The 20,873-nt window shown below is 64.7% G+C and carries 19 protein-coding genes; 8 read left to right on the top strand and 11 right to left on the bottom strand.

Translation table 11 applies throughout. The annotated features are described in order from the left end of the window. From R1L06_RS05370 to R1L06_RS05390, 5 genes are all read right to left on the bottom strand, one after another. The gene (locus R1L06_RS05370) at positions 1-1,344 is read right to left on the bottom strand and encodes an LLM class flavin-dependent oxidoreductase (protein ID WP_317217111.1); all 1,344 of its coding nucleotides are present in this window, start codon (positions 1,342-1,344) and stop codon (positions 1-3) included. A gap of 18 nt (positions 1,345-1,362) precedes the next feature. After that, positions 1,363-2,340 carry an MsnO8 family LLM class oxidoreductase gene (locus R1L06_RS05375; protein ID WP_317217112.1) on the bottom strand — a complete coding sequence of 326 codons (978 nt, stop codon included), beginning with the start codon at positions 2,338-2,340 and terminating at the stop codon, positions 1,363-1,365. A gap of 14 nt (positions 2,341-2,354) precedes the next feature. Then, on the bottom strand, positions 2,355-2,732 hold the full coding sequence (locus tag R1L06_RS05380) for a DUF3088 family protein (protein ID WP_373695413.1): 378 nt from the start codon (positions 2,730-2,732) through the stop codon (positions 2,355-2,357). Positions 2,733-2,874: 142 nt separating this feature from the next. Next, positions 2,875-3,456, bottom strand: coding sequence for an FMN reductase (gene msuE / locus R1L06_RS05385; protein ID WP_317217113.1), 582 nt, complete (start codon positions 3,454-3,456; stop codon positions 2,875-2,877). Between the two features lie 118 nt (positions 3,457-3,574). Further along, positions 3,575-6,151, bottom strand: coding sequence for a TonB-dependent receptor plug domain-containing protein (locus tag R1L06_RS05390; protein WP_317217114.1), 2,577 nt, complete (start codon positions 6,149-6,151; stop codon positions 3,575-3,577). Positions 6,152-6,424: 273 nt separating this feature from the next. Between R1L06_RS05390 and ftrA the strand changes: the two genes are divergently transcribed. Together ftrA and R1L06_RS05400 are read left to right on the top strand one after the other, a co-directional pair. Continuing rightward, positions 6,425-7,426, top strand: a complete 1,002-nt coding sequence (ftrA, locus tag R1L06_RS05395) for a transcriptional regulator FtrA (protein WP_317217115.1) — start codon at positions 6,425-6,427, stop codon at positions 7,424-7,426. Positions 7,427-7,549: 123 nt separating this feature from the next. Beyond that, positions 7,550-8,794, top strand: a complete 1,245-nt coding sequence (locus tag R1L06_RS05400) for a hypothetical protein (RefSeq protein WP_317217116.1) — start codon at positions 7,550-7,552, stop codon at positions 8,792-8,794. A gap of 43 nt (positions 8,795-8,837) precedes the next feature. Here R1L06_RS05400 and R1L06_RS05405 read toward each other — a convergent pair whose 3' ends face one another. Next, positions 8,838-10,607, bottom strand: coding sequence for an oleate hydratase (locus R1L06_RS05405; RefSeq protein ID WP_317217117.1), 1,770 nt, complete (start codon positions 10,605-10,607; stop codon positions 8,838-8,840). A 141-nt stretch (positions 10,608-10,748) separates the two neighbouring features. Continuing rightward, complete coding sequence (locus R1L06_RS05410; protein WP_317217118.1) at positions 10,749-11,273, bottom strand: GNAT family N-acetyltransferase; 525 nt, start codon at positions 11,271-11,273, stop codon at positions 10,749-10,751. A gap of 165 nt (positions 11,274-11,438) precedes the next feature. Between R1L06_RS05410 and R1L06_RS05415 the strand changes: the two genes are divergently transcribed. The 3 genes from R1L06_RS05415 to R1L06_RS05425 are packed head-to-tail and all read left to right on the top strand — an operon-like array spanning position 11,439 to position 12,681. Next, positions 11,439-11,894: an SRPBCC family protein gene (locus tag R1L06_RS05415; RefSeq protein ID WP_317217119.1), complete on the top strand. Its 456-nt coding sequence runs from the start codon at positions 11,439-11,441 to the stop codon at positions 11,892-11,894. An 11-nt stretch (positions 11,895-11,905) separates the two neighbouring features. Next, entirely contained in the window at positions 11,906-12,220 is a 315-nt protein-coding gene (locus R1L06_RS05420) for an ArsR/SmtB family transcription factor (protein WP_005416268.1), read from the top strand. Positions 12,221-12,222: 2 nt separating this feature from the next. Continuing rightward, the gene (locus tag R1L06_RS05425; protein WP_317217120.1) at positions 12,223-12,681 is read left to right on the top strand and encodes an SRPBCC family protein; all 459 of its coding nucleotides are present in this window, start codon (positions 12,223-12,225) and stop codon (positions 12,679-12,681) included. Between the two features lie 72 nt (positions 12,682-12,753). On the opposite strand, the gene R1L06_RS05430 is transcribed toward R1L06_RS05425, so the two are convergent. Then, positions 12,754-13,536 (bottom strand): 3-hydroxybutyrate dehydrogenase, encoded by a 783-nt coding sequence (locus R1L06_RS05430; protein WP_317217141.1) that lies wholly within the window; start codon positions 13,534-13,536, stop codon positions 12,754-12,756. A 153-nt stretch (positions 13,537-13,689) separates the two neighbouring features. On the opposite strand from R1L06_RS05430, the gene R1L06_RS05435 reads away from it, so the two are divergent. Further along, positions 13,690-15,066, top strand: coding sequence for a M1 aminopeptidase family protein (locus R1L06_RS05435; RefSeq protein WP_317217121.1), 1,377 nt, complete (start codon positions 13,690-13,692; stop codon positions 15,064-15,066). Between the two features lie 115 nt (positions 15,067-15,181). Here R1L06_RS05435 and dsbG read toward each other — a convergent pair whose 3' ends face one another. Genes dsbG through dsbD form a run of 3 tightly spaced genes read right to left on the bottom strand, consistent with a single transcriptional unit; the run spans position 15,182 to position 18,721 of the window. After that, a complete protein-coding gene (gene dsbG, locus R1L06_RS05440; protein WP_317217122.1) occupies positions 15,182-15,955 on the bottom strand; it encodes a thiol:disulfide interchange protein DsbG in 774 nt (257 codons plus the stop codon). Positions 15,956-15,962: 7 nt separating this feature from the next. Further along, entirely contained in the window at positions 15,963-16,799 is an 837-nt protein-coding gene (locus R1L06_RS05445; protein WP_317217123.1) for a prolipoprotein diacylglyceryl transferase family protein, read from the bottom strand. Continuing rightward, positions 16,796-18,721, bottom strand: coding sequence for a protein-disulfide reductase DsbD (gene dsbD / locus R1L06_RS05450; protein ID WP_317217124.1), 1,926 nt, complete (start codon positions 18,719-18,721; stop codon positions 16,796-16,798). Before dsbD ends, R1L06_RS05445 begins: the two co-directional genes overlap by 4 nt. Positions 18,722-18,867: 146 nt before the next feature. Between dsbD and R1L06_RS05455 the strand changes: the two genes are divergently transcribed. Continuing rightward, positions 18,868-19,536, top strand: coding sequence for a response regulator (locus tag R1L06_RS05455; RefSeq protein WP_317217125.1), 669 nt, complete (start codon positions 18,868-18,870; stop codon positions 19,534-19,536). Beyond that, positions 19,533-20,861, top strand: a complete 1,329-nt coding sequence (locus R1L06_RS05460) for an ATP-binding protein (protein ID WP_317217126.1) — start codon at positions 19,533-19,535, stop codon at positions 20,859-20,861. The genes R1L06_RS05455 and R1L06_RS05460 overlap by 4 nt, the downstream gene beginning before the upstream one ends. Positions 20,862-20,873 lie beyond the last annotated feature (12 nt).

Genomic DNA, 20,873 nt, shown 5'->3' on the forward strand with positions numbered 1-20,873 from the left:
TTACCCCACCTTCCGCGCCGGTTCGGCGTCGGTCGAATGGCGGCTGGCCTTGTACGGCAGGCCCAGATGCGCGCGCAGAGTCTGCCCTTCCAGCTCACGCTGGTGGTAGCCGCGCGCCTGCAGGATTGGCAGCACCTGGGTCACGAAATCGTCCAGGCCTTCGCGCTGTGCAGCGAAACCAAGGATGAAGCCATCGCTCGCGCCGGCATCGAACCAGCGGATCAGCTCATCGGCCACATGCTCCGGCGTACCGATGAAATTTGGCCGTGGGCTCACCGCTTCCAGCGCCACCTGGCGCAGGCTCAGACCCTTCTCACGCGCATCCTGCTTGATGCGGTCGGTGGTGGAACGGAACGAGTTGCTGCCGATGTCACCCATCTCCGGGAACGGCGCGTCCGGATCGTACTGGCTGAAATCGTGGTGGTCGAAGAAGCGGCCGAGATAGGCCAGCGCATCCTCCAGCGTGGCCAGCGCAGCAATCGCCTGGTACTTGGCTTCAGCCTCCTCCGCGGTGCGGCCGACGATGGGGCCGATGCCCGGGAAGATCTTCACGTCATTGCCGCTGCGGCCGTGGGCGATCGCCGAGTTCTTCACCTTCTGGGTGAACGCGCGGGTCTCCTCCAGCGATGGCGAATGGGTGAACACCGCATCGGCGTACTTGCCGGCCAGCGCGATGCCATCGTCGGACGACCCGGCCTGGAAGATCACCGGCTGGCCCTGTGGCGAACGCTGGATGTTGAGCGGCCCTTCCACCTGGAAAAAGCGGCCCTTGTGGTCGAGGCGGCGGAACTTATCCGGCGCGAAGAACGTGCCGCTGTCGCGCTCACGCACGAAGGCATCGTCGTCCCAGGAATCCCACAGCCCTTGCACTACGTCCAGGTACTCGTCGGCGATCTGGTAGCGCAGCGCGTGCTCCGGATGCGGGCGACCGTAGTTGCGTCCCGAACCCTCCAGCGGCGACGTCACCACGTTCCACCCCGCACGACCGCCGCTGAGCAGGTCCAGCGAAGCGAACTGCCGGGCCACGGTGAACGGATCGCTGTAGGAGGTCGACAGCGTGCCCGCCAGGCCGATCATCTTCGTCGCCGTGGCCAGCGCCGACAGCAGCGAGATCGGCTCGAAGCGATTGAGGAAGTGCGGGATCGACTTCTCGTTGATGTACAGGCCGTCGGCCACGAAGCCGAAGGCGATGCCGTTGTCCTCGGCGGTACGCGCGATGTCGATGTAGAACTGCAGGTTGACGCTGGCATCGGCCGGATTGGAGGGATGCTTCCAGGCATGCATGTGGCTGCCAGGACCCTGCAGCATGATGCCGAACGGAATGTGGCGCGGGGTCGTGCTCATGGGAATCGCTCCTGCAGGTCAGGCCACCGCCGCGCGCGGCGCGGGCGACAGCAGTTCAAGGGATGTCAGGCGTGCGTCGAGGTCAGCCACCGGCGCATCGAGGATGAACTCGCCCACGCCGAAGCGCCGGTGCAGCGCATCCAGTTCGTCACGCACGTGCTGCGCATCACCGGACAACACGCTCGGGCGTGTCTCCTCGATGCGGAAGTCAGCCACGCCCACCTGGCGCGCGTACTCGGCAGCCGCCTCGGGACTGGGCAGATTCACCGTCTGGCCGGGGCCGAGGTGCAGCTTGTAGACGCGCAGCGCGCCGATATGACGCGCTGCGGCTTCGGCAGTTGGTGCGGCGAACGCCACCGTGGCCAGCAGTGGCGGCTGCGTAGAAACGGTGCGGTAGGCATCGAAGGCGGCCTCGATATGCTTCGGGTCACCATCGAAATGCGCGGCATAGACAAAGCGCCAGCCCAGCTCGGCCGCCTGCTGCGCGCTCTGCGGGCTGGCCCCGAGCAGGAAGCGCTCCGGTGCCTGCTGCGGAACCGGCCGAGCCTGTGCCTCGGTGTCGGCGCCGGACAGATAACCTTCCAGGTCGCGCAGTTGCTGGTCGAAGTCGGCGAACGCCGGACGCCCGGCTGCCAGCGCCGCGGTCGAGGCCGGCAGGCCACCGGGGGCCTTGCCCACGCCCAGATCGACACGCCCTGGCGCCAACGCCGCCAGCAGATTGAAGTTCTCCGCCACTTTGTACGGCGCGTAGTGGCGCAGCATCACCCCACCACTGCCGATGCGGATGCGCCGGGTCTGCGCCAGCACCCACGCAGCCAGCACTTCCGGTGCAGGGCTGGCCAGCGTCGGTGCAGCGTGGTGCTCGGCAAACCAATAGCGGTGGTAGCCCAGCTGCTCGGCGCGCTGCGCCAGCTGCAGGCTGTTGCGCAGCGCTTGCTCCGGCGACGCCCCTTCGGCCACCGGGCTCTTGTCCAGCACGCTTATTTGATAGCTCATGGTCGTGTCCTCGCTCAGGGGTGGGCCACGGGAATGCCGAGCAACCCGTTCAGCGCGGCCAGGATCGGCTCGGCGCCGGAGATGTACTGGCGGTCCTGGTGCGCGCCACTGGCAAGCTCGCTGCGCACGCCCTGCGGCAGCACCAGCTTCGGCAGCGACTGGTCCTGCTCGCCGATCTCGGCAATCACCTCGCTGCGCGGCCGCGCGAAGCCGATGCGACGCACGTCCAGCTGCGCGTCCAGGCCGTCGATGCTCGACAGCGCGCCCTCCAGCAACAGGCTGTGCCGGCAGAAGAAGCGCTGGCCGGGAATCTGGCCGTCCTCGAACTCACGGTCGAGCAGGAACAGGATGGGTTTGCTTGCTGCGTCGAAAGTCACTGGGGTCGTCCTCATCGGGGCCGGCAATGCGATGCCGCTTCGATATCGATGCTAGAGATGCCGGCAGCCGCAGCAGCGACGGCTGGCGACAATCGGCGGTCAGATCCGGCCACGCAGATGCGGCGTAGCCATAAGCAAAGCGCCGCCGGTTATGGCGTCAGGCAATACGTCTCAGCGGCGCCGCTACCGCCAGTGCCTGCGTGGCCAGATGCCCCGCTGCACGCTCGGTCGCCAGTTCGATGCGTGCCTGCAAGGCCGCACTGCTGATGTGCCCGCCCTCGAAGTCGGCCGGTGTGGCATACACCCCGATCGGCAGCGTGTGCGCCTGCAGGAAACTGAACAACGGTCGCAACTGGTGGTCGATCACCAGCGCATGGCGCTCGCTGCCGCCGGTGGCTGCCAGCAGCACCGGCACATCCACCAGCGCCTCCAGCCCGATGAAGTCGACCAGGTGCTTGAACAACCCGGGATAAGAGCCGCGATACACCGGCGCGGCCACCACCAGCAGCTCCGCCGCCTCGATGGTCTGCAGTGCCTGTTCCACCGCCGGCTCCACCTCACCCCGCGACAACGACTGGCCCAGCGAGCGCGCGATCGGCGCCAGCTCCACCATCTCCACGCTGGCATGCACCCGTTGCTGCAGCGAGTCCAGCAGATGCCGCGCCAGCAACAACGTGCGCGACGTCGCCGAGCTGGTCGGTGACCCCACCAACGCAACCACCTTCAATGCAGAAGACATGAACTGCTCCCGTGTAGAGCCGAGCCATGCTCGGCTGCCTTTCGCTTTTGTAGAGTCGAGCCATGCTCGACTGCCTTTCGCTTTTGTAGAGTCGAGCCATGCTCGACTGCTTCCCACCTCAGAACCGGTAACTGACCCGGCCAAACCAATACGCACCCACATTGCTCAGCACATCGCCGCTGTCCCACGTGGTCTCGATACTCGCCACATCGGTGGCACTGCGCGCGTACTCCGGCACCTTGCGGGTTCGCTTGTCGAACACGTTGTTGATGCCCAGCGCCGCACTCCAGCCCGCGCCCAGCTCCACGCCACCGGACAGGTTGGTCACCAGCACCGGCGGCTGCCTGTACTCCACGCCGTTGTTCAGGCGCTTGATCGGGCCGTAGTAGGTGAAGTCCACGTTCGAGCGCCAGCGCCCTTTCTGCCAGCCCAGTCCCGCCACCTGCGTATAGCTGGGCGTGCGGAAGCGCAGCGCGTACTCGCTGGATCTGGTCAGCAGGTTGATGTTCGGCAGCCCCTGCAGCGCCGCCGGAATGTCGCTGACCTTCTGGATGGTGGTGCGGCCGACGTTGGCGGCATAGCTCCAGCGCAGCTTGCCCCACGCGGTTTCCTGGTTCGCTTCCAGGGTCAGCTCCACGCCGCGCGTACGGGTATTGCCCACGTTGGTGAAGTAGCTGGCGTAGAACGCATCACCCGGCAGGATGCTGATGCCGGCCGAACCCAGCAGCGCATCGATGGTGTTCTTCTGCGCCGCGCTCAGCACCGTGCCGCTGTTGTCGGTGACGCGCGCCGGATCCTGCGCGTTGTAGCCGATCTGGCTGGACTGGCCGAGCTGACCGCGGATGTCGATCTGATAGGCATCCACCGCCAGATGGAACGCCGGGCTCGGGTCCCAGGTCACGCCCAGGCTGTAGTTGGTGGCCTTTTCCGGCTTCAGCGGTGTGGCACCCAACGCAATCGCCGCGGGCGAAGACACCTGCGCCACCAGCGTGGTGCCGCACGGGCAGCTGCCGGTGGCCTGATAATACTGCGCGCCCAGGCTGGGCGCATGGAAGCCATTGCTGACCGTGGCGCGCACGCCCAGCGCGTCGGTGAAGTCGAATCGCGTGGTCAGGCGGCCGGTAGAGACACTGCCGAAGTCGGAATGGTCCTCCCAGCGCGCGGCCGCATCCAGGTACCAGCGCGAGGTGATGTTGGTGGCGGCACCCACGTACACCGCCTTGCTGTTGCGGGTCGCCTTCACCGCGTCCGCAGTGGAATAGCCGACGAACGCTGCAGCGCCGAAGCCGGTATACGACTCCCACTGCCCCGCTCCGCGCTCGTACTGCTCGTGCTGATACTCGGCGCCCGCGCTCACTTCCAGCGGCGAAGCAAATGCCGCCACCTCGAAGCCGCGCCGCAGGTCCAGGTTGGCAATGCCCTGCTGGTAGTCCAGCTTGCCGTCATAGAAATCCGTGGGCGAACCGGGATACGGCAGCGAGTAGTTCACCGAATTGCGGGTATAGGTGCGCACCGTACTGCGGTTGCCGGTCAGGCTGGCGTCGTAGTCCCAACCGGCGATCTGACCTTTCACACCGGCCGTACCGGTGTACTGCTTCTCCTTGGTTTCCAGCACCGGCAGGAAGCCATCGGGAAACACGCTCAGCACGCCGGGCGCCCTGTAGGTGGTGAAGATGGTCGCCGGCAGACGGAAATTCTGGATCGCCTGTGCGGTGCGGTCACTGGCCGTAGCATTGGCATAAAACTGCGCGCTCTCACCCAGTCCATGGCCCGCGTTCACTGCAAAAGCCTTCAACGCATAGGACGGCGAGCTGAGGATGGTGTTGGCCTCGGCATCGCGGTTGGCCTCGGCCGGGTTCGGCGCAGCACCTGCTGGCAATCGATTGTTCGGCCGCAGCGCCACCAGATTGCCGCTGCCATCCACTGCCGGATAGCTCAGGTAGCCATCGATGTATCGACGGGTACGGATCGCATGATGCTGGCGGGTGGTCTCGCCAGACAGGTTGACGAAGCCATCCTGGCCCCACGGCAGGCCGACGTTGGCGCGCACGCTGGTTCGCGAACCATCACCATCGGTGCCCTGCCCGCTCTCCACCGACACATCACCACCGTGCGCCTGCGACTTCAGGATCACGTTGACCACGCCGGTGATCGCGTCCGAGCCGTAGATGGCGGAGGCACCATCACGCAGCACTTCCACATGGTCGATGGCCGAGACCGGAATCAACGCCAGGTCCGCCCACGCATGTCCGGGGAAGCCGCCCCCATTGGCACCGCTCACATAGGCACTGGCATTGCGGCGCTTGCCGTTGACCAGCACCAGGGTGTAACCCGGCGACAGATTGCGCAGCTGGTAGCCGCGGATCAGGCTTTCCTGATCGCTCTGGTAACCGCCGATCTGGCTCAGCGACGGCAGGCTGCGCTGCAGGGCTTCCAGCAGATTGCCCTGACCGGTGGCGGCGAGGTCTTCAGCGGAAATCACATCGATGGGCGTGGAGCTGTTCTTCACCGTGCGCGTGCTGGTGCGAGAGCCGGTGACCACCACCGCATCCAGCGTGGAGGCTGCCACATTGGCGGTGGCTGCCGTAGTGGCAGGGTCTGCATCGGCTTCCGCCGCATGGCTGGGCGATGCAGCGAGGGCAGCGGCGATCAGGACGGCAAGAGTGCTCAAGGCTGGGGCGTAGGCGGCAGGCATGGGGGCTCGTGGGGGTGGGCCGGAAACACGCTTCCATTCAAGGGCCTGTTCACCCACGGCGACAGGCGGGATCGCGTCACCCAACCGTCATATCCGGCCACCCACATGACCGCTGGTAATGACGTTAGGCGACCTGAATACACGGGGTCAGAGCCCTTCCTTCGGAAGGGATCCGACCCCGGCCTCCAACCCCGGCCTCCATATACCCCGCAGGCATCACCTCATGCCCGCGCACCACTCTGCGCCACGCACCACCACCCGTAGCATCAGGCCATGCACAGCCCTTCCGCCGATCCCGCCGCACCACTCGTCGCCATCGTCGCTTGCCACGGCCAGGGGTTGTTCGAGTTCGGCTGTGCGGTCGGCCTGTTCGCACCGATACGGCCTGAACTGGGCGTGGCCTGGTACCGCACCCAGCTGTGCGCCGGCGAGCCCGGCGCACTGCGCATGCTCGGCAGCACCCAGGTGCAGCTGCCCTACGATCTCAGCAGCGTCGATGACGCCGACATCATCGTCATCCCCGGTTGGCGCGAACCCAGCGAACGTCCGCCGCAGGGCCTGCTCGATGCACTGATCCGCGCCCATGCACGCGGCGCACGCATCGCGTCGATCTGCTCCGGTGCGTTCGTGCTGGCCTGGGCCGGGCTGCTCGATGGCCGCGAGGCCACCACTCACTGGCGCCTCACCGAAGCGCTGGCACGCGAGTTCCCACGCATCGATGTGCGCGAGGATGTGCTGTACGTGGACACCGGCAGCATCATCACCTCGGCCGGCTCGGCTACCGGCATGGACATGATGCTGCACATGGTGCGCAAGGATTACGGCGCCCGCGTGGCCAACCTGGTGGCCGAACGATTGGTACTGGCGCCATGGCGTGACGCCGGGCGCAGCCAACGCGTCAGCCGCGCCATTCCCAATGGCGAGCCCACACGGTTGGCAAAGCTGATGGAATGGATGCGCCGCAACCTGCGCGAGCCACACTCACTCGGCAGCCTCGCCGAGCAGGCCGCGCTCAGCCAGCGCACCCTGCAGCGGCAGTTCCTGGAAGCCACCGGCCTGTCGCCCATCGATTGGCTGATCCGCGAGCGCGTGACCTTCGCGCGTGAGCTGCTGGAAACCACCGACCGGCCACTGCAGTGGATTGCCGAGCAGGCCGGCTTTGGTTCGCAGGAGTCGTTCCGTCGGCACTTCCGTGGCCAGGTCGATGCCAGCCCCACCGAGTACCGCAGCCAGCATCGCAACGGCATCAGTGCGGACCGCCTGGTCGGCTGCTGAACCCCGGGTAATGCCGGCCTCTGGCCGGCAGGCAAGGCCCCCCGCCCTCTTCGTCGACGACTTTCCACGCCATCACCACCACTGCACTATAGGGGCATGCCCCGCACTGCCGACGGACCGGTGATGACCGACAGCCCCTACAGGACCTACCGCGTTGGAATCGGCGTATCGCTGCTGTTGGCGGCACTGATCGCCACGCTCTCGTTGATTGCCGTGGCCAGCCCCAACCTGGGTTGGGGCGTCGTGGCGCTGGCCACCATCGCGATCTGGGTCGGCCTCCCGCTGCTGCTGGTCCTGCTGCTGGTGTGGCTGCGCTACATGGTGCGACAGCGCGGGCAGGTGCCGGGCCGCATACACGTGCTGATGTTCGTGCCAACCGCCGCCGCCATGCTCATCATTCCACTGTGGCACTTCCTGCAAGGCAGTGTGGACAGCCTGGCCGGCGGCTCACGCGCGTCCATCGCCGAGCTGCACGTCAACTTCAGCGGGCAACCCCTTTGGCTGGACACCTCGCCGTATGCATCCACCGGTTCTGGCGCTGGCCCGGATCTGCCCATGCAGGGCGAAACGCCCCAGCGCTTCCTGGCCTTCCACCGCTACCCCAACCCGCAGTCCGATGCAGACAGGGCCTTCCCGTATGAACAAGCGCGCCTGAAGCGCTCCGTCGACCACTACCGTTACGCCACACCGTCTGGAGATCGCGCCGTCACCGATGTGCCGCTGGTCCGTCGGACCTACCCTGACCTTGCGCCATTCAACGCGGCCTGGCGACGTGCGGGTACACCCGAGCTCGTGCATATCTACTACCACTACAGCGATCACGTAGAGGTCGCGCCCGCGCTCGCACGCCTCAGTGGCTTCACCACCGATGATCTGGAGCGCAGCCGCTTCGAAGGCCTGGCGCTGTTCAAGATCCACAACTACGGCAGTGCGCCCATCCTGCGGGTGGAAATCAATGGCCTCACACTGGACATCGGCGACGGGGCCATCGCGAACATCCCGGAAGCGCCCCGGGATTGCACGGCCTACGGCTACCCGGTCAGTCCCGCGCTGTTGCCGCTCAACCAACCCCTGCAGGTGCGCTGGCAGACTGCAGACGCGCCGACGCGGTGGCACAGCGCGCGCGTGCAGGTGCCGGCATTCCGGCAGCCGCAGCTGCTGCAGGGGCAATCCACATTGCAGCGCGTCCTGCTGTACATGCTGCCCGATGACGCGCTGACCGCCGAACGCTACGCCGAGGTCTTTGACGGCGATTCGCGGCGCGGCATCAAGGCCACTGGCCTGCCAGCCAGCGCTGCCACCTACGCGGTGTGTGGCAGCGCCAGGGCAACCTATGGCGAAGGAGCGGGTAACGTGCTGGCAGACTGATCCGCGGTGTTGCCGGCGCGCTCCCCTCCACGCTGACGCGCGCTCAGTCCTCCTGTACCAGCTTGAACTCGCGCAGCAGGCCACCGATCTGGGTCTTGTCCAGCTTGTTCATCAGCAGGTTGCGCAGGAACGCAGGCCCGGGAATATCCAGCTCCTTGCCATCGCGCAGGCGACCGGTGGCGGCCAGCAGCGAGCGCACGTCATAGGTCGAATTGAATACCTCCGGCACGCCACGTTCGATGCCCAGCAGGGTGTACACCGCTTCCATCGGCGTGCGCACCGAGTACTCGGTGGTGAAGATGCAGTCGCGCTGCTTCGACTCGGCGAACTGGCCGATGAAGGCGAAGTTCACCGCTCCCTCAGGCACCACGTCCGGGCGGTCACCGGCCTGGCGTGGCATGAAGAACGCGGTGATGTACGGCATCATCACCGGCACCGTCTTCGCGCCGGTCGCGGCCAATTCGTCGATCTCCTCCACCGGCACGCCCAGGTGGTACAGCCACTCGCGGGTGATCTCTTCGCCGGTGCAGTCCTGCATCGGCTTCTTCACGTAGTCTCCAGGCGTATCCACGAACAGCGAATACACCCAGACCACGATCTGATCCTTGGGCTGGTTCTTGAAATGCGGCTGGCGGTTCACCGTCCAGCTCATCAACCAGCGCGAGTCACGCACACTGACGATGCCGCCGGTCACCACCTTGCCACTGAACGGGTCGCGCTTGGCGATCTTCTGGATGTAGGCCGGAATGCGTGCATCCAGCGTGGTCACCGTCGCCGACTCCCACTTGGTCTGCGGAATGTGCGCGCCGAATACATCCGGGCGGCCAAAGGCCTCATCCTTCGCGGCAATGCGGCGCCACAGGTCCCAGGCGGGCGCCGGCCCCTCGTTCAAACGCGCAGCCGTCTGATGATCGCCGTTGTCCGAATTCTCGGTCAACGAACCGATTGTCATGAAAACAAGGTCATCCGCGCTCAGATCCACGCCACCCGCCACGCCCTCGCGCGTCCAGTGGATACGGGTGGCCTGCTTGCGGCCGGCCGCCAGATCGAAGTCGACATCGGTCACCTCGGTGCCGTACTGGAACACCACGCCCTGGTCCTGCAGCCACTTCACCAGCGGCAGCACCAGCGATTCGTACTGGTTGTACTTGGTGAACTTCAGCGCCGAGAAGTCCGGCAGGCCGCCGATATGGTGGATGAAGCGGTGCAGGTACAGCTTCATCTCCAGCGCCGAATGCCATTCCTCGAAGGCGAACATGGTGCGCCAGTACAGCCAGAAGTTGCTGTCCAGGAAATCGCGGCCCAGCACCTCGTCGATGCGCTTGTTCTCCATCTCCTGCCGGGTGGCCAGGAACAGCGCGATGATGTCCTTCTGCGCCTGCTCGCTCAGCGTGAACAGGCCGTCGGTGTGCGCATCTTCACCGCGATTGATCGTGGCACGCTGCAGCGAATAGTTCGGATCATCCTTGTTCAACCAGTAGAACTCGTCCAGCACACTGGCATCCTCGATCTCCAGCGACGGAATCGAGCGGAACAGATCCCACAGGCACTCGAAGTGGTCTTCCATCTCGCGGCCGCCGCGGATCACGAAGCCCTTCTCCGGCACCTTCAGGCCATCCAGCGCGCCGCCGGGAATCTGCTGCTGCTCGAGAATGGTGATGCGCTCACCGGCCATGCGGCCGTCGCGCACCAGGAACGCGGCGCCGGCCAGCGAGGCCAGGCCCGAACCGACGAACCATGCGCGCTTGTCATCGACACCGGCGGGCTTGCGCGGGCGCGCAAAGGCTTCGTAGTTGCCACTGCTGTAGTACATGCGTTGCTCCTTCCTGGAGGGGGTCATCAGGAACCCGCAGTGGAATGACACAGCCATTCCATGCAGGTCATGCCCCTACTCTAGCGCCGAACCGATGTACCGTTTCCTGCACGCACGCTGTGACCGAATGACGCAGCCACGTCAGAGCTGTCGCCCCAGCAGCATGCCCGGCCAGCCATCCACATTGAACGGCGCGATGCGCGTGTAGCCGCAGGTCTCATAGAAGCGCACCAGATCACCGTTGCCACCGCCGTAGCAGTCCACACGCAGATGGTCGAGCCCGGCAGCGCGCGCCTGCTCATCGGCAAAGGCCATCAAGCGACGGCCGATGCCGCGCACGCGGGCGTCACGCGATGCCACCAGTACCCGCACATACAGCTCCGGCACGGTGGGCGCCGGCACATAGGGCATCGATTCGCCCAGCGCCAGGAACGCGCGCACGTCACCCTGCTCGTTCTGCGCCACCCATGCACCCGGCAGCGCGCAGGCATCGGTCACCTGGGTGATCCGGCGCGGCATCGTCGACCACGGTTCGCTGCCCCACTGCTGCAGGTTGCCGATCGACACGAACCATTCGATGACTTCGTCGAAGAGCATCAGCACCGCAGGGGCATCGTCTACGTTGGCGCGGCGGATGTTCAAGATTTCCTTTCCAGCTTCAGTCATGCCTGCACTCCTTGACGTCCCGTAGATCCAGTAGTGCCAGGCCATGCCTGGCAGGTGCCCAGTGTATTGATCCAGCCCCCCGTCCACCGGATTTGACATGCAGGCATTTACCTGCCTATAGTCCACCCAAGGACGGCACCTGTCCGCCCACGCGAGGAACCTGCAATGGTCGATATCGCACACAGGGTCGGCATCAAGGCCCCCGCAAGCCAGGTGTACCAGGCTCTGGCCACCCCCGAAGGCGTCGCCGCCTGGTGGGCTGAAGACACCCAGGGCGACCGCGAGGTCGGCGGCACGGTCAAGGCGCGCTTCACGAACAACGGCCAGGAAATCGGCGCCATGGAAATGGAACTTGAGCAGCTTGTTCCAGGCGAGCTCGTGCTGTGGCGGTTCCTCGCCGGCCCTGCCGAATGGATCGGCACCCACGCGCGCTTCGTGCTGAAACAGGAAGGTGACTACTGCATCGTGCTGTTCACCCATGAAGGCTGGAAAGAGCGCGTCGAGTTCACCTCCCACTGCAGCACCAAGTGGGCGGTTTTCCTGCTCAGCCTCAAAGCGCTGGTGGAATCCGGCAAGGGCCAGCCCAACCCACACGACATCAGGATCGACAACTGGAACTGAAGACGCCGCGCATGAATGCAGACAAGGTGTTCAAGGCACTGGCCGACCCCACGCGCAGGACGCTGCTGGATCTGCTCTGCGAAGACAACGGGCAGACGCTCGGCCAGCTGTGCGAGCACCTGGACATGGCCCGGCAATCGGTCACCCAGCACCTGGGCCTGCTGGAAGACGCCAACCTGATCAGCACCGTGCGCCGTGGCCGCGAGAAGCTGCACTTCATCAACCCGGTGCCCCTGCACGAAGTCTACGAGCGCTGGGTACGCAAGTTCGAGCAGCAGCGCCTGAGCCTGCTGCATGACCTGAAACGAGAACTGGAAGGAGAATGACGATGTCCGCAGAGTCCACCCGCTTCATCCACGTGATCTACATCGCGTCGACCCCGCAGAAGGTGTTCGAGGCCATCACCCGCCCCGAGATCGCCAGCCGCTACTGGGCCCACGAGAACGTCTCGGACTGGAAGCCCGGCTCGCGCTGGCAGCATGTGCGCGCCAACGAAACGCGCTCGGTCGAACTGGTCGGCGAAGTGGTGGAAAGCACCCCACCCTCGCGGCTGATCATCACCTGGGCCGCTGCCTCCCAGGCCGAGAACCCGGATGCCTACAGCCGTGTCACCTTCGACATCGTGCCCTACCAGGACATGGTGCGGTTGACCGTCACCCACGACGAGCTGGAACCCGGCAGCGGCATGGATACCGGCATCCGCCAGGGCTGGCCGATCGTGCTGTCGAGCCTGAAGTCGCTGCTGGAAACTGGCAAAGGACTGGATGTGTTTGCCAAGCCGCAGTAAACGGCTGCACCGGGACGACGCAGCAGGCGCCTTGGCTGCTGCGGCGTCGGCAACGCGGCCGATGCCGGTCCGCTAGCGGGCGGTCCAGCCACCATCCACCGGCAACGCCGTGCCGGTGATCTGCGCCGCAGCGTCCGAGGCCAGGAACACCACCATTTCCCCCACCTGCTCGGGCGTCACGAACTGCAAAGAGGGCTGTTTTTCAGCCAGCAGCGCGCGAGCGGCGGTCTCCTGATCCGTGCCTTCGCGCTCGGCCAACGCGGTGATCTGCTGCTCGACCAGCGCCGTCCGCACCCAACCCGGGCAGATCGCGTTGGCGGTGATGCCGGTGCCCGCATTCTCCAGCGCGGTCACCTTGGTGAACCCCACCACGCCGTGCTTGGCCGCCACATAGGCCGATTTTTTCACCGAGCCCACCAGCCCGTGTACCGACGCAATGTTGATGACGCGCCCGGCGCCCTGCTGCTTCATGTGGGGCAAGGCCGCCGCCGTTGCATGAAACACCGCCGACAAATTCAGCGCGATGATCGCATCCCACTTCTCTATGGGGAATTCCTCGATCGACGCGGTGTACTGGATGCCGGCATTGTTCACCAGGATGTCGATGCGCCCCATCTTCGCAACGGCGTTGTCGATCATTCCGCGCACCGCCTCACCACGGGACAGATCGGCGCCGTCATGCACCACCCGCACGCCGAACTCGGCTTCCAGGTTGGAACGGATATGTTCGATCTCTGCCGCATCGCCAAAGCCATTCAGCACGATATCGGCACCCTGCCGCGCCAGCGCGGTCGCAATGCCAAGACCGATACCGCTGGTGGAGCCGGTAACCACCGCGACCTTTCCACTGAACATGGGCGAGCTTCCATCGGGCACAGGCAGCCAGTGTAGTCCTCTGGATCCACTCCACGCGCGGATCAGTAGATCCACGCCGTGCGTGGATGCTGCCCTCTCGGCAGACTTTCACATTACCCCTATAGTCAGCGCAATCCACCCATGGATGGCCCGATGAACCCCTGCAACACCCTGCTGCCCGCCGCCCTGATCGCGCTGCTCGCCCCCGCCACCAGCCAGGCCGCGCCGCCTGCTGAGGACGCCACGCCACTCACCACCGGCAGCGTGCGGCTGGACATTGCCAGTGGCCGCGTCGAAGGCAACGTCTGCGTATCCAACCGACCTGCCGATTCGCTCGGCACCTTCGTGCTCAACGCCGGCCTGAATGTCGCACGGGTCACCGATGGCGATGGCGCGCCGCTGGACTTCGAAGGCTGGTACGACCCCGGCGTGGATGGCGAAGCACGCGTGTACACCGTGGCCAAGCCACCCGCCACGCTCTGCGTGCAGTACGTGGGCGCCTTCCCGGTCTACGCCCGGCACGATGCCCCGACCGACTTCAAAGGCCTGATGGCCTTCAACGGCGACAGCGCCCGCTTCACCGAACAGTCCGCATGGCTGCCGCAGGCGTTCGATCCCAGGGCCCGCGTGCGCAGCAGCGAAAGCCGCTACGACCTGCAGGTGGACTGCGCCGGCTGCCGGTTCCTGTATCTCAACGGCAGCCAGGCCATCGAAGGCGCACAGGGCCACTTCCGCAGCGACAACGCACGGCCGATCCTGCTGTTCGGCGGCAGCGGCCCGATCACCCGCACCGCGCAGGTCACGATCCTCAATGAGACCCTGCCCCCGGCCAAGGTCGATGCACTGTCCAGCACGGTGCAGAAGATAGCCGACGTGCACAGCCGCTACATGGGCGTGCCGCTGGCCGACCGCCCCACCTTCCTGCGCATGGTCACGCTCAACCAGATCGAGCGTGACCGCGAGGGCAGCGAATGGGGCTTTGCCACCTGGCCGACCATCGCCATGAGCGGCAGCATCGGCAACGTGGCCGATTCATTGCTGGCCGGTGGCGAGAACGCCGAGCGGCGTGTGCAGTACATCGCACACGAAATGGGCCACTACTACTTCGGCACGCTGAACCGTCCGCAGGGCCCCTACTTCTGGGTGCTGCTGGAATCCAGCGCGGAATTCCTGTCGATCAAGGCGCTGCGCGAGATCAGTGGCGATGCCGCGGCGGATCGCTACATTGCGCGACTGCAATCGGCCGTCGATAAGCAGGAGAAGCCGCTGCCCGCGTTCGATGCCATCGACGGCAACTCGGACTTGGGCGAACTGTACCGCTATGGCTACGGCCCCTTGTTGCTGATCTCGCTGGAAAAACAGGTTGGCGAAGTAAAGATGCAGGCCTTCATGCGCGGGCTGCTGGCCGCGCCTTCGCCGAGGAACTGGGAGGAGCTGCAAGGCATTGCGATGAAGGCCGGCATCGATGCCAAGGCTTGGCAGCAATGGCAGCTCAGCTGTGTAGCAGTTGGCAAACCGAGGTGTCAGTAGATCTACGCCATGCACGGTCTGGCCCGGCTCGGACCTCCGCCGAGCCAAGGCCTATGCAGAACCCATGGCCTGTCGATAAGTGCCGATCAAGCCGCTGTCGACAGTGCGCTGCGAATCAGCGCGGCCCTAGCACCTCGGAAAGCGCCCCCTGCTGCGGCATTCCGTTGTACTTCTTGAGAACACCTTGACCATCGCGGATAACAATGCCAGGCGTTCCGCGGAACCCCAGCGTCAGCATGAGCATCTGATGATCTTCCAGGGTCTTGCTTACGTCGGCGGGAATGCTTTTGGCCGGTGTAATGCCGCCTCGCTCGAACGTGTGCTCGTTCTCCAGCAGTGCGGCAGAGCGGTTGGGAGCGCCAAGGATCGCTGCTGCCTTGTTGGGGCTGTCTTCGCTGATGATCCCAACCAAGATGTGCCGAAGCTGGACCTTGCCGGCGTCCACCCACGGCCGCGCCGCATCCCAGAAGCGATGACAGTAGGGACAGTTGGGATCGCTGAAGGTATAAATCACCCGCGGCGCGTCAGCTTTTCCGTCAAGCACCCAGGTGGAGGACTCCAACTGCGCCCAGGTACGTTCCGCCATTGGTTTGGCCACCAGCTCCTGCAGGGTGGGATCATCGATGCGGTTGCCCTTGGTATCCAACCGTGTGCCAACGATGACATTGCCATCCTTGGTGAGGTAGGCCGCGACTGGCTGATCGCCCGCGACCGCAGCGAAGGCACGCACCTCCGTCCCTGCATCAAATTCCTTCACGATGGAAAGCCCCTGGCCTTTCAGCGCGGCGATGGCCGGTGATTCGTCGGCGGTCCCCGCCTGGCTGCAACCCGCCGTCAACAGAAGACACACTCCGAGGGATGCACGACGGCTCGAAGGATTTGCAAACATGGTGCTGTTACTCCCGATTTATGGTGTTTGGAGATTTCTGCGCAAATCTGCGCATGAGCGTGTTCTTGAGACTGGCCATCGTCATTTCGCCCATGTGCGTATCCACCAGGCGCCCCTCGCTGTCGAAGAAGAGAGTGGTAGGCAGGCCGCGCGCGCCCATCACGCGCATCGTGTCCGATGCCGGGTCACGCAGAACATGGTCCAGGTTCAACCCCTCACGTTCGAGGAAACTCTGGATGACCGTCGCTCGCTCGCCCTGATTGACCATGACGAATGCAGTTTCCGGATAGAGCGATTGCGCCTGCTCCAGCACCGGCATTTCACGACGGCACGGAGGACACCATGTCGCCCACAAATTGACGACGACAGGCCGGCCCACATACGCGTCCAAGCTCACCGGACGGTCATCGAGCATCACCAACGGGTCGCTCGGTAAGGGCGGTGCCGAGCGCTGCAGCAGTGCGAAGACGCCACCGGCCGCCGCCCAGGCAAGAACACCGGCCAGCACACCCGCAGAAACAGGTACCCGCAGTGCTCGTGCCGATCGCGTGCGCCAGGCGATAAACAACAGCGCGCCGAGCGTGCCGATCCACCAGGAAAATCCACCGTCACCGATCGCAATCATCGACCAAGGCGCCTGCGTGTATTCCTTCCACCACCTCGCGATGTACGCCAGCCGCGCAACCAGCAGCCCCACGAGCAGAGCATCGAACAACAGGCTGCCAGCCGCTTTGTGGGGCGAATCGGGCAGTCGGCGTGCCCACATCCGTGCCACCGACCAGGCCAGCAGCGCAGAAAGCACGAAGATCACCATGTCGATGGAGAACGGCCCGATGCTGATCATGGTGCTCCCGCCCGATCGAGGCGAGCCATGAAATCATCCGCATCGACTTCACCGACAACGCGCTGCGCCCTGCGCTCCCGTCCATCCGGCCCCACCAGGATGATCGTGGGAGGCCCTTGCACCTGCCATCGCTTCAGCAAGGCCTGGTCCTGCTCATCGTTACGCGTCACATCCGGGCGCACGACCTGCATGCCGGCCAGGCGAGAAGAGACATCAGGATGCTCGAATACCTCGCGCTCGATCACGTGGCAACTGACGCACCAGTCGGCATAGAAGTCGATCAGTGTCCATTGACCGCGTGCACCGGCCTCGGCGATTCGAACATCCACGTCCTCAATGGACTTGGCCTGCACATAGGCCACACTGGCGGTGCCGGGAGTGCTTGCCGCTGTTCGCAGATGTGCCAGCGGCTGCAAGCTGGATTCCCCACCGGCGGCTGCACCCACAAGCATCAGCACAGACCACAGGCCCGCAAAGGCCGCAACGGATCGCAGCGCCCACGCCAGGCGACGCCTCGCTGCCACGGCCTGGCCCCACGCGATCAGTCCAATCGCGATCGAGAGTATCCACATGCCCCAGAGCAACAGCCCCATCGTGCCGGACAGGAACCGGGACAACATCATCACTGCCATGCCAACCATGACGTAGCCGAAGACCACTCGCACGGTCTCCATCCATGCACCGGGCCGCGGAAGAACGCGTGCCCCGAACACGGCGATGGCCAGTAGAGGCAAACCCATTCCAAGCCCGAGGGCGAACAACGCAAGCCCACCGTACAGCGCGCTGCCGGTCTGGCCGATGTAGAGCAGCGCGCCCGCCAATGGCGCGGTCATGCACGGCCCGACCAGCAATGCCGAGAGGAAGCCCAGTGCAGCAGCACCTGCAACGCGCCCGCCGGCACGCTCCTGGCCGGAAGCGCCGATGCGGTTGACCAGGGCCGAAGGCAGGCGCAGCTCGAACAGGCCAAACAGCGAACTTGCCAGGATGAGGAACAGCGCGGCAAAGGCCCCAAGCAACCACGGCGACTGCAACATCGCCTGCAGATTGGCCCCTGCCAACCCGGCGGCAACACCGACGGCCGCATAGGTTCCCGCCATCGCCAGCACATACGTCAAGGACAGCAGGAACGCGCGTCGCGGACCCGCCTGGTTGCCGACAACCAGCGTGGATACGATGGGGATCATCGGCAACGTGCAGGGCGTGAACGCCAACAGCAGGCCGAAACCAAAGAAGAGCAGCACCCCGGTGACCGGCCCCAGCGTCGAGAGCTTCTCGGCCGCCGCCTGATCCTCCGCCATTTCTACTGCGACACCGGCATCAGACGTTTCAGGAGCCGGTTTCGGCACGGCTGGTGCCTCTGCTGCGCCCGCCTGCGGCGAAGTCGCCGCATCATCGATTGCGGGCAATGCAGGACGATCAACGGAAGCAGCCACCGGGGAAGGAGCACGTGCGCCTGCTGCGGGCGGTGCTGGCGCGTCCCGCACTATCGGCAGTGTTACCTGCATTTTCTGTGGCGGATAGCAGATACCACCGTCCGCGCAGCCTTGCCAATGCAACGTCAGTGGGCCAGGGGCCGTCGTGGGCCAACGCAGGCGAAGGTCACTTCCCGTATAGATCTGCGTATCGCCGAAGAACTCATCATGCTTCGGTTGGCCGGCGGGAAGATCCAGGTCGATCCAACTCCCGCGCGCGTCGACCAACCTGATCGAGTGGCGGTAGACGTAGTAGCCGTCGGCAACATGCCCGGCTGCCGACATCCTGGGGCCCTGCTCTTGAACCGCGTCCAGCCTGAACACGTCGGCGGCTTCAAGAAACTCCGGATTGCTGTTGCCCCAGGAAGGAAGAAAAGCACTCGCCGCCGCGCTGCCGATCACGCCCCAGCACAGCAGAAAGGCCAACAATACGCGCCAATACAAAGTCAAATCAGAACCCTCCAGGCAAACTCGGCTGAAGGATGCCCCTGTCCGATTAAGTGAGACTAAAGCGCTGTGGATGCACGCTTTTTCACTGACATCGCGCTCTTTTCTGGCCTAACATGCCCTCCTGATCGTGAAATGCTGAGGCGGACATGCGCGTGTTGCTGGTGGAAGATGATCAGCTGATTGGCAACGGCATCGTGGCCGGCCTGCGCAAGCACGGCATCGCCGTTCACCATGTCACCACGGCCCAGGACGCAGAAGCCAGCCACAGGGAAGACACCTTTCATGCGCTGGTGCTTGATCTTGGTCTTCCCGATCGTGACGGAATGGACCTTCTCGCCAGCATCCGCGTCTTCGAGCCCCAGCTTCCGGTTCTGATCCTCACCGCGCGCGATGCGATCGACCACAAGCTGAAAGGCCTGCATGCCGGTGCAGACGACTACATGATCAAGCCATTCGATCTTCGCGAGCTTGCAGCCAGGCTGCATGCCCTGGTCAGGCGGACCCAGGGCCGCGCTGCGCAGGTCATCATGGCCGGCCCCCTGCGCCTGGAACCGGAGAGTGGTTTGGCCTGGTTCAATGAAGCGTCAGTCACGCTGTCCCGTCGAGAGATCGATCTTCTGGCACACCTGGCCAGCACCGATGGGCGCTGGGTTTCGGCCAACCTTCTGAATGAGCGCCTGTATGGCTTGAACGAAGACGGCAGCAGCAACGCCCTCAACGTGCATATCCACAACATCCGCCGAAAGTTGGGAGCCACTGCAATCGAGACGGCACGTGGTCTTGGCTATCGCCTGGGATGGAGACCCACACCATGAGCCTGCGCCTTCGAGCAGTACTGATTACCGGTCTTTCGCTGCTTCTGCTGTGGGCAACCGCTGCCACCCTGATGATGCGTGGTGTTCACTCGAACCTTGATCGAACCCTCGATGGGCGGCTGGCCATGTCAGCGCGCATGGTCGCGGGCCTTCTGGAGCAGGCACCGCTGGCGCCAAGCTCGGCAACATCGGATTTCAGCGAGTCCGTCCGCCTCATCGGCAAGGACGGCATCGCATGCGATATACGGCCCCTGCGCGGAGACGTTCTGGCTCGAACGGCCAACGGGCCCCATTCGGAGTTCGAGTCGTTGCCGGCAGGCTTCAGCACACGAGATGTCATGGGACAGAAGTGGAGGGTCTATGTGCTTCGCACCAATGGCTATCAGATCACGACAGCAGACCGCATCGAACAACGCGACACGCTGATCAATGAACTGCTCGCTGCCGCCGGCCTGCCGTTCCTCGTTGCGCTTCTGGGTGGCCTTGCGGCGCTCTGGATTGGCATTGGACGGGGTCTGGCCCCGCTGAAGACGCTGTCCCAGCAACTGCGTGCCAAGCACGCGGACGACACTTCACCAATCTCGTTGAGCCCTGCCCCCTCTGAGTTGCATCCGGTTCTGGGTGCCATGAATGGGCTTCTCAGACGCCTGGCCCGGACGCTGTCCAGCCAGCGGGCATTCACCGACGCAGTAGCGCACGAACTGCGAACACCGTTGACAGTGATCGACACGCATCTGCAGGTCGCCCAGATAAGCGATGGCGAAGACGTAGTGAGCTCGCTCGCCAGTGCAGAGGAAGGCGTGAAGCGCCTGCGGCGAACACTGGATCAGATGATGACGCTGGTGCGCACGGAGGCATCCACCAGCGAGGGAGACGAATGCGCTTCGGTCATGGACGTGGTCAACGGCGTCGCCAGCAATGCTGCAGGTGACTCCCGTACGCGACTGACCATCCAATCCAAGGGGATCGATGCAGGCAGCGCCATTCCACGGTCGATGCTGGAAGTTGCACTCCGCAATCTGGTGGACAACGCCCTGCGATACTCACCACAGGGCAGCAGCGTCGAACTGCGGGTGGATTTCAATGGCACCGCTGGCTTCTGCCGGCTACAGGTAGCCGATCGTGGCCCTGGCTTGAGCGCCGAGCACGCCAAGCAGATCGGGCAACGCTTCTGGCGCGGCGATCAGGGGCGGCAGCACAGCGATGGCGCAGGACTGGGCATTTCCATTGTCCTGGCCATCGTCGAACGCTTCGGAGGACGGCTGGACATGAAGCCTGGCGAGGATGGAGGGCTGATCGCCGAGCTTCTTGTCCCGCTGCGCTGAGCCTGTTCTGTT

This window comes from Stenotrophomonas mexicanensis, assembly GCF_032911605.1.
In the GTDB taxonomy this organism is placed as follows: Bacteria; Pseudomonadota; Gammaproteobacteria; order Xanthomonadales; family Xanthomonadaceae; genus Stenotrophomonas; species Stenotrophomonas maltophilia_A.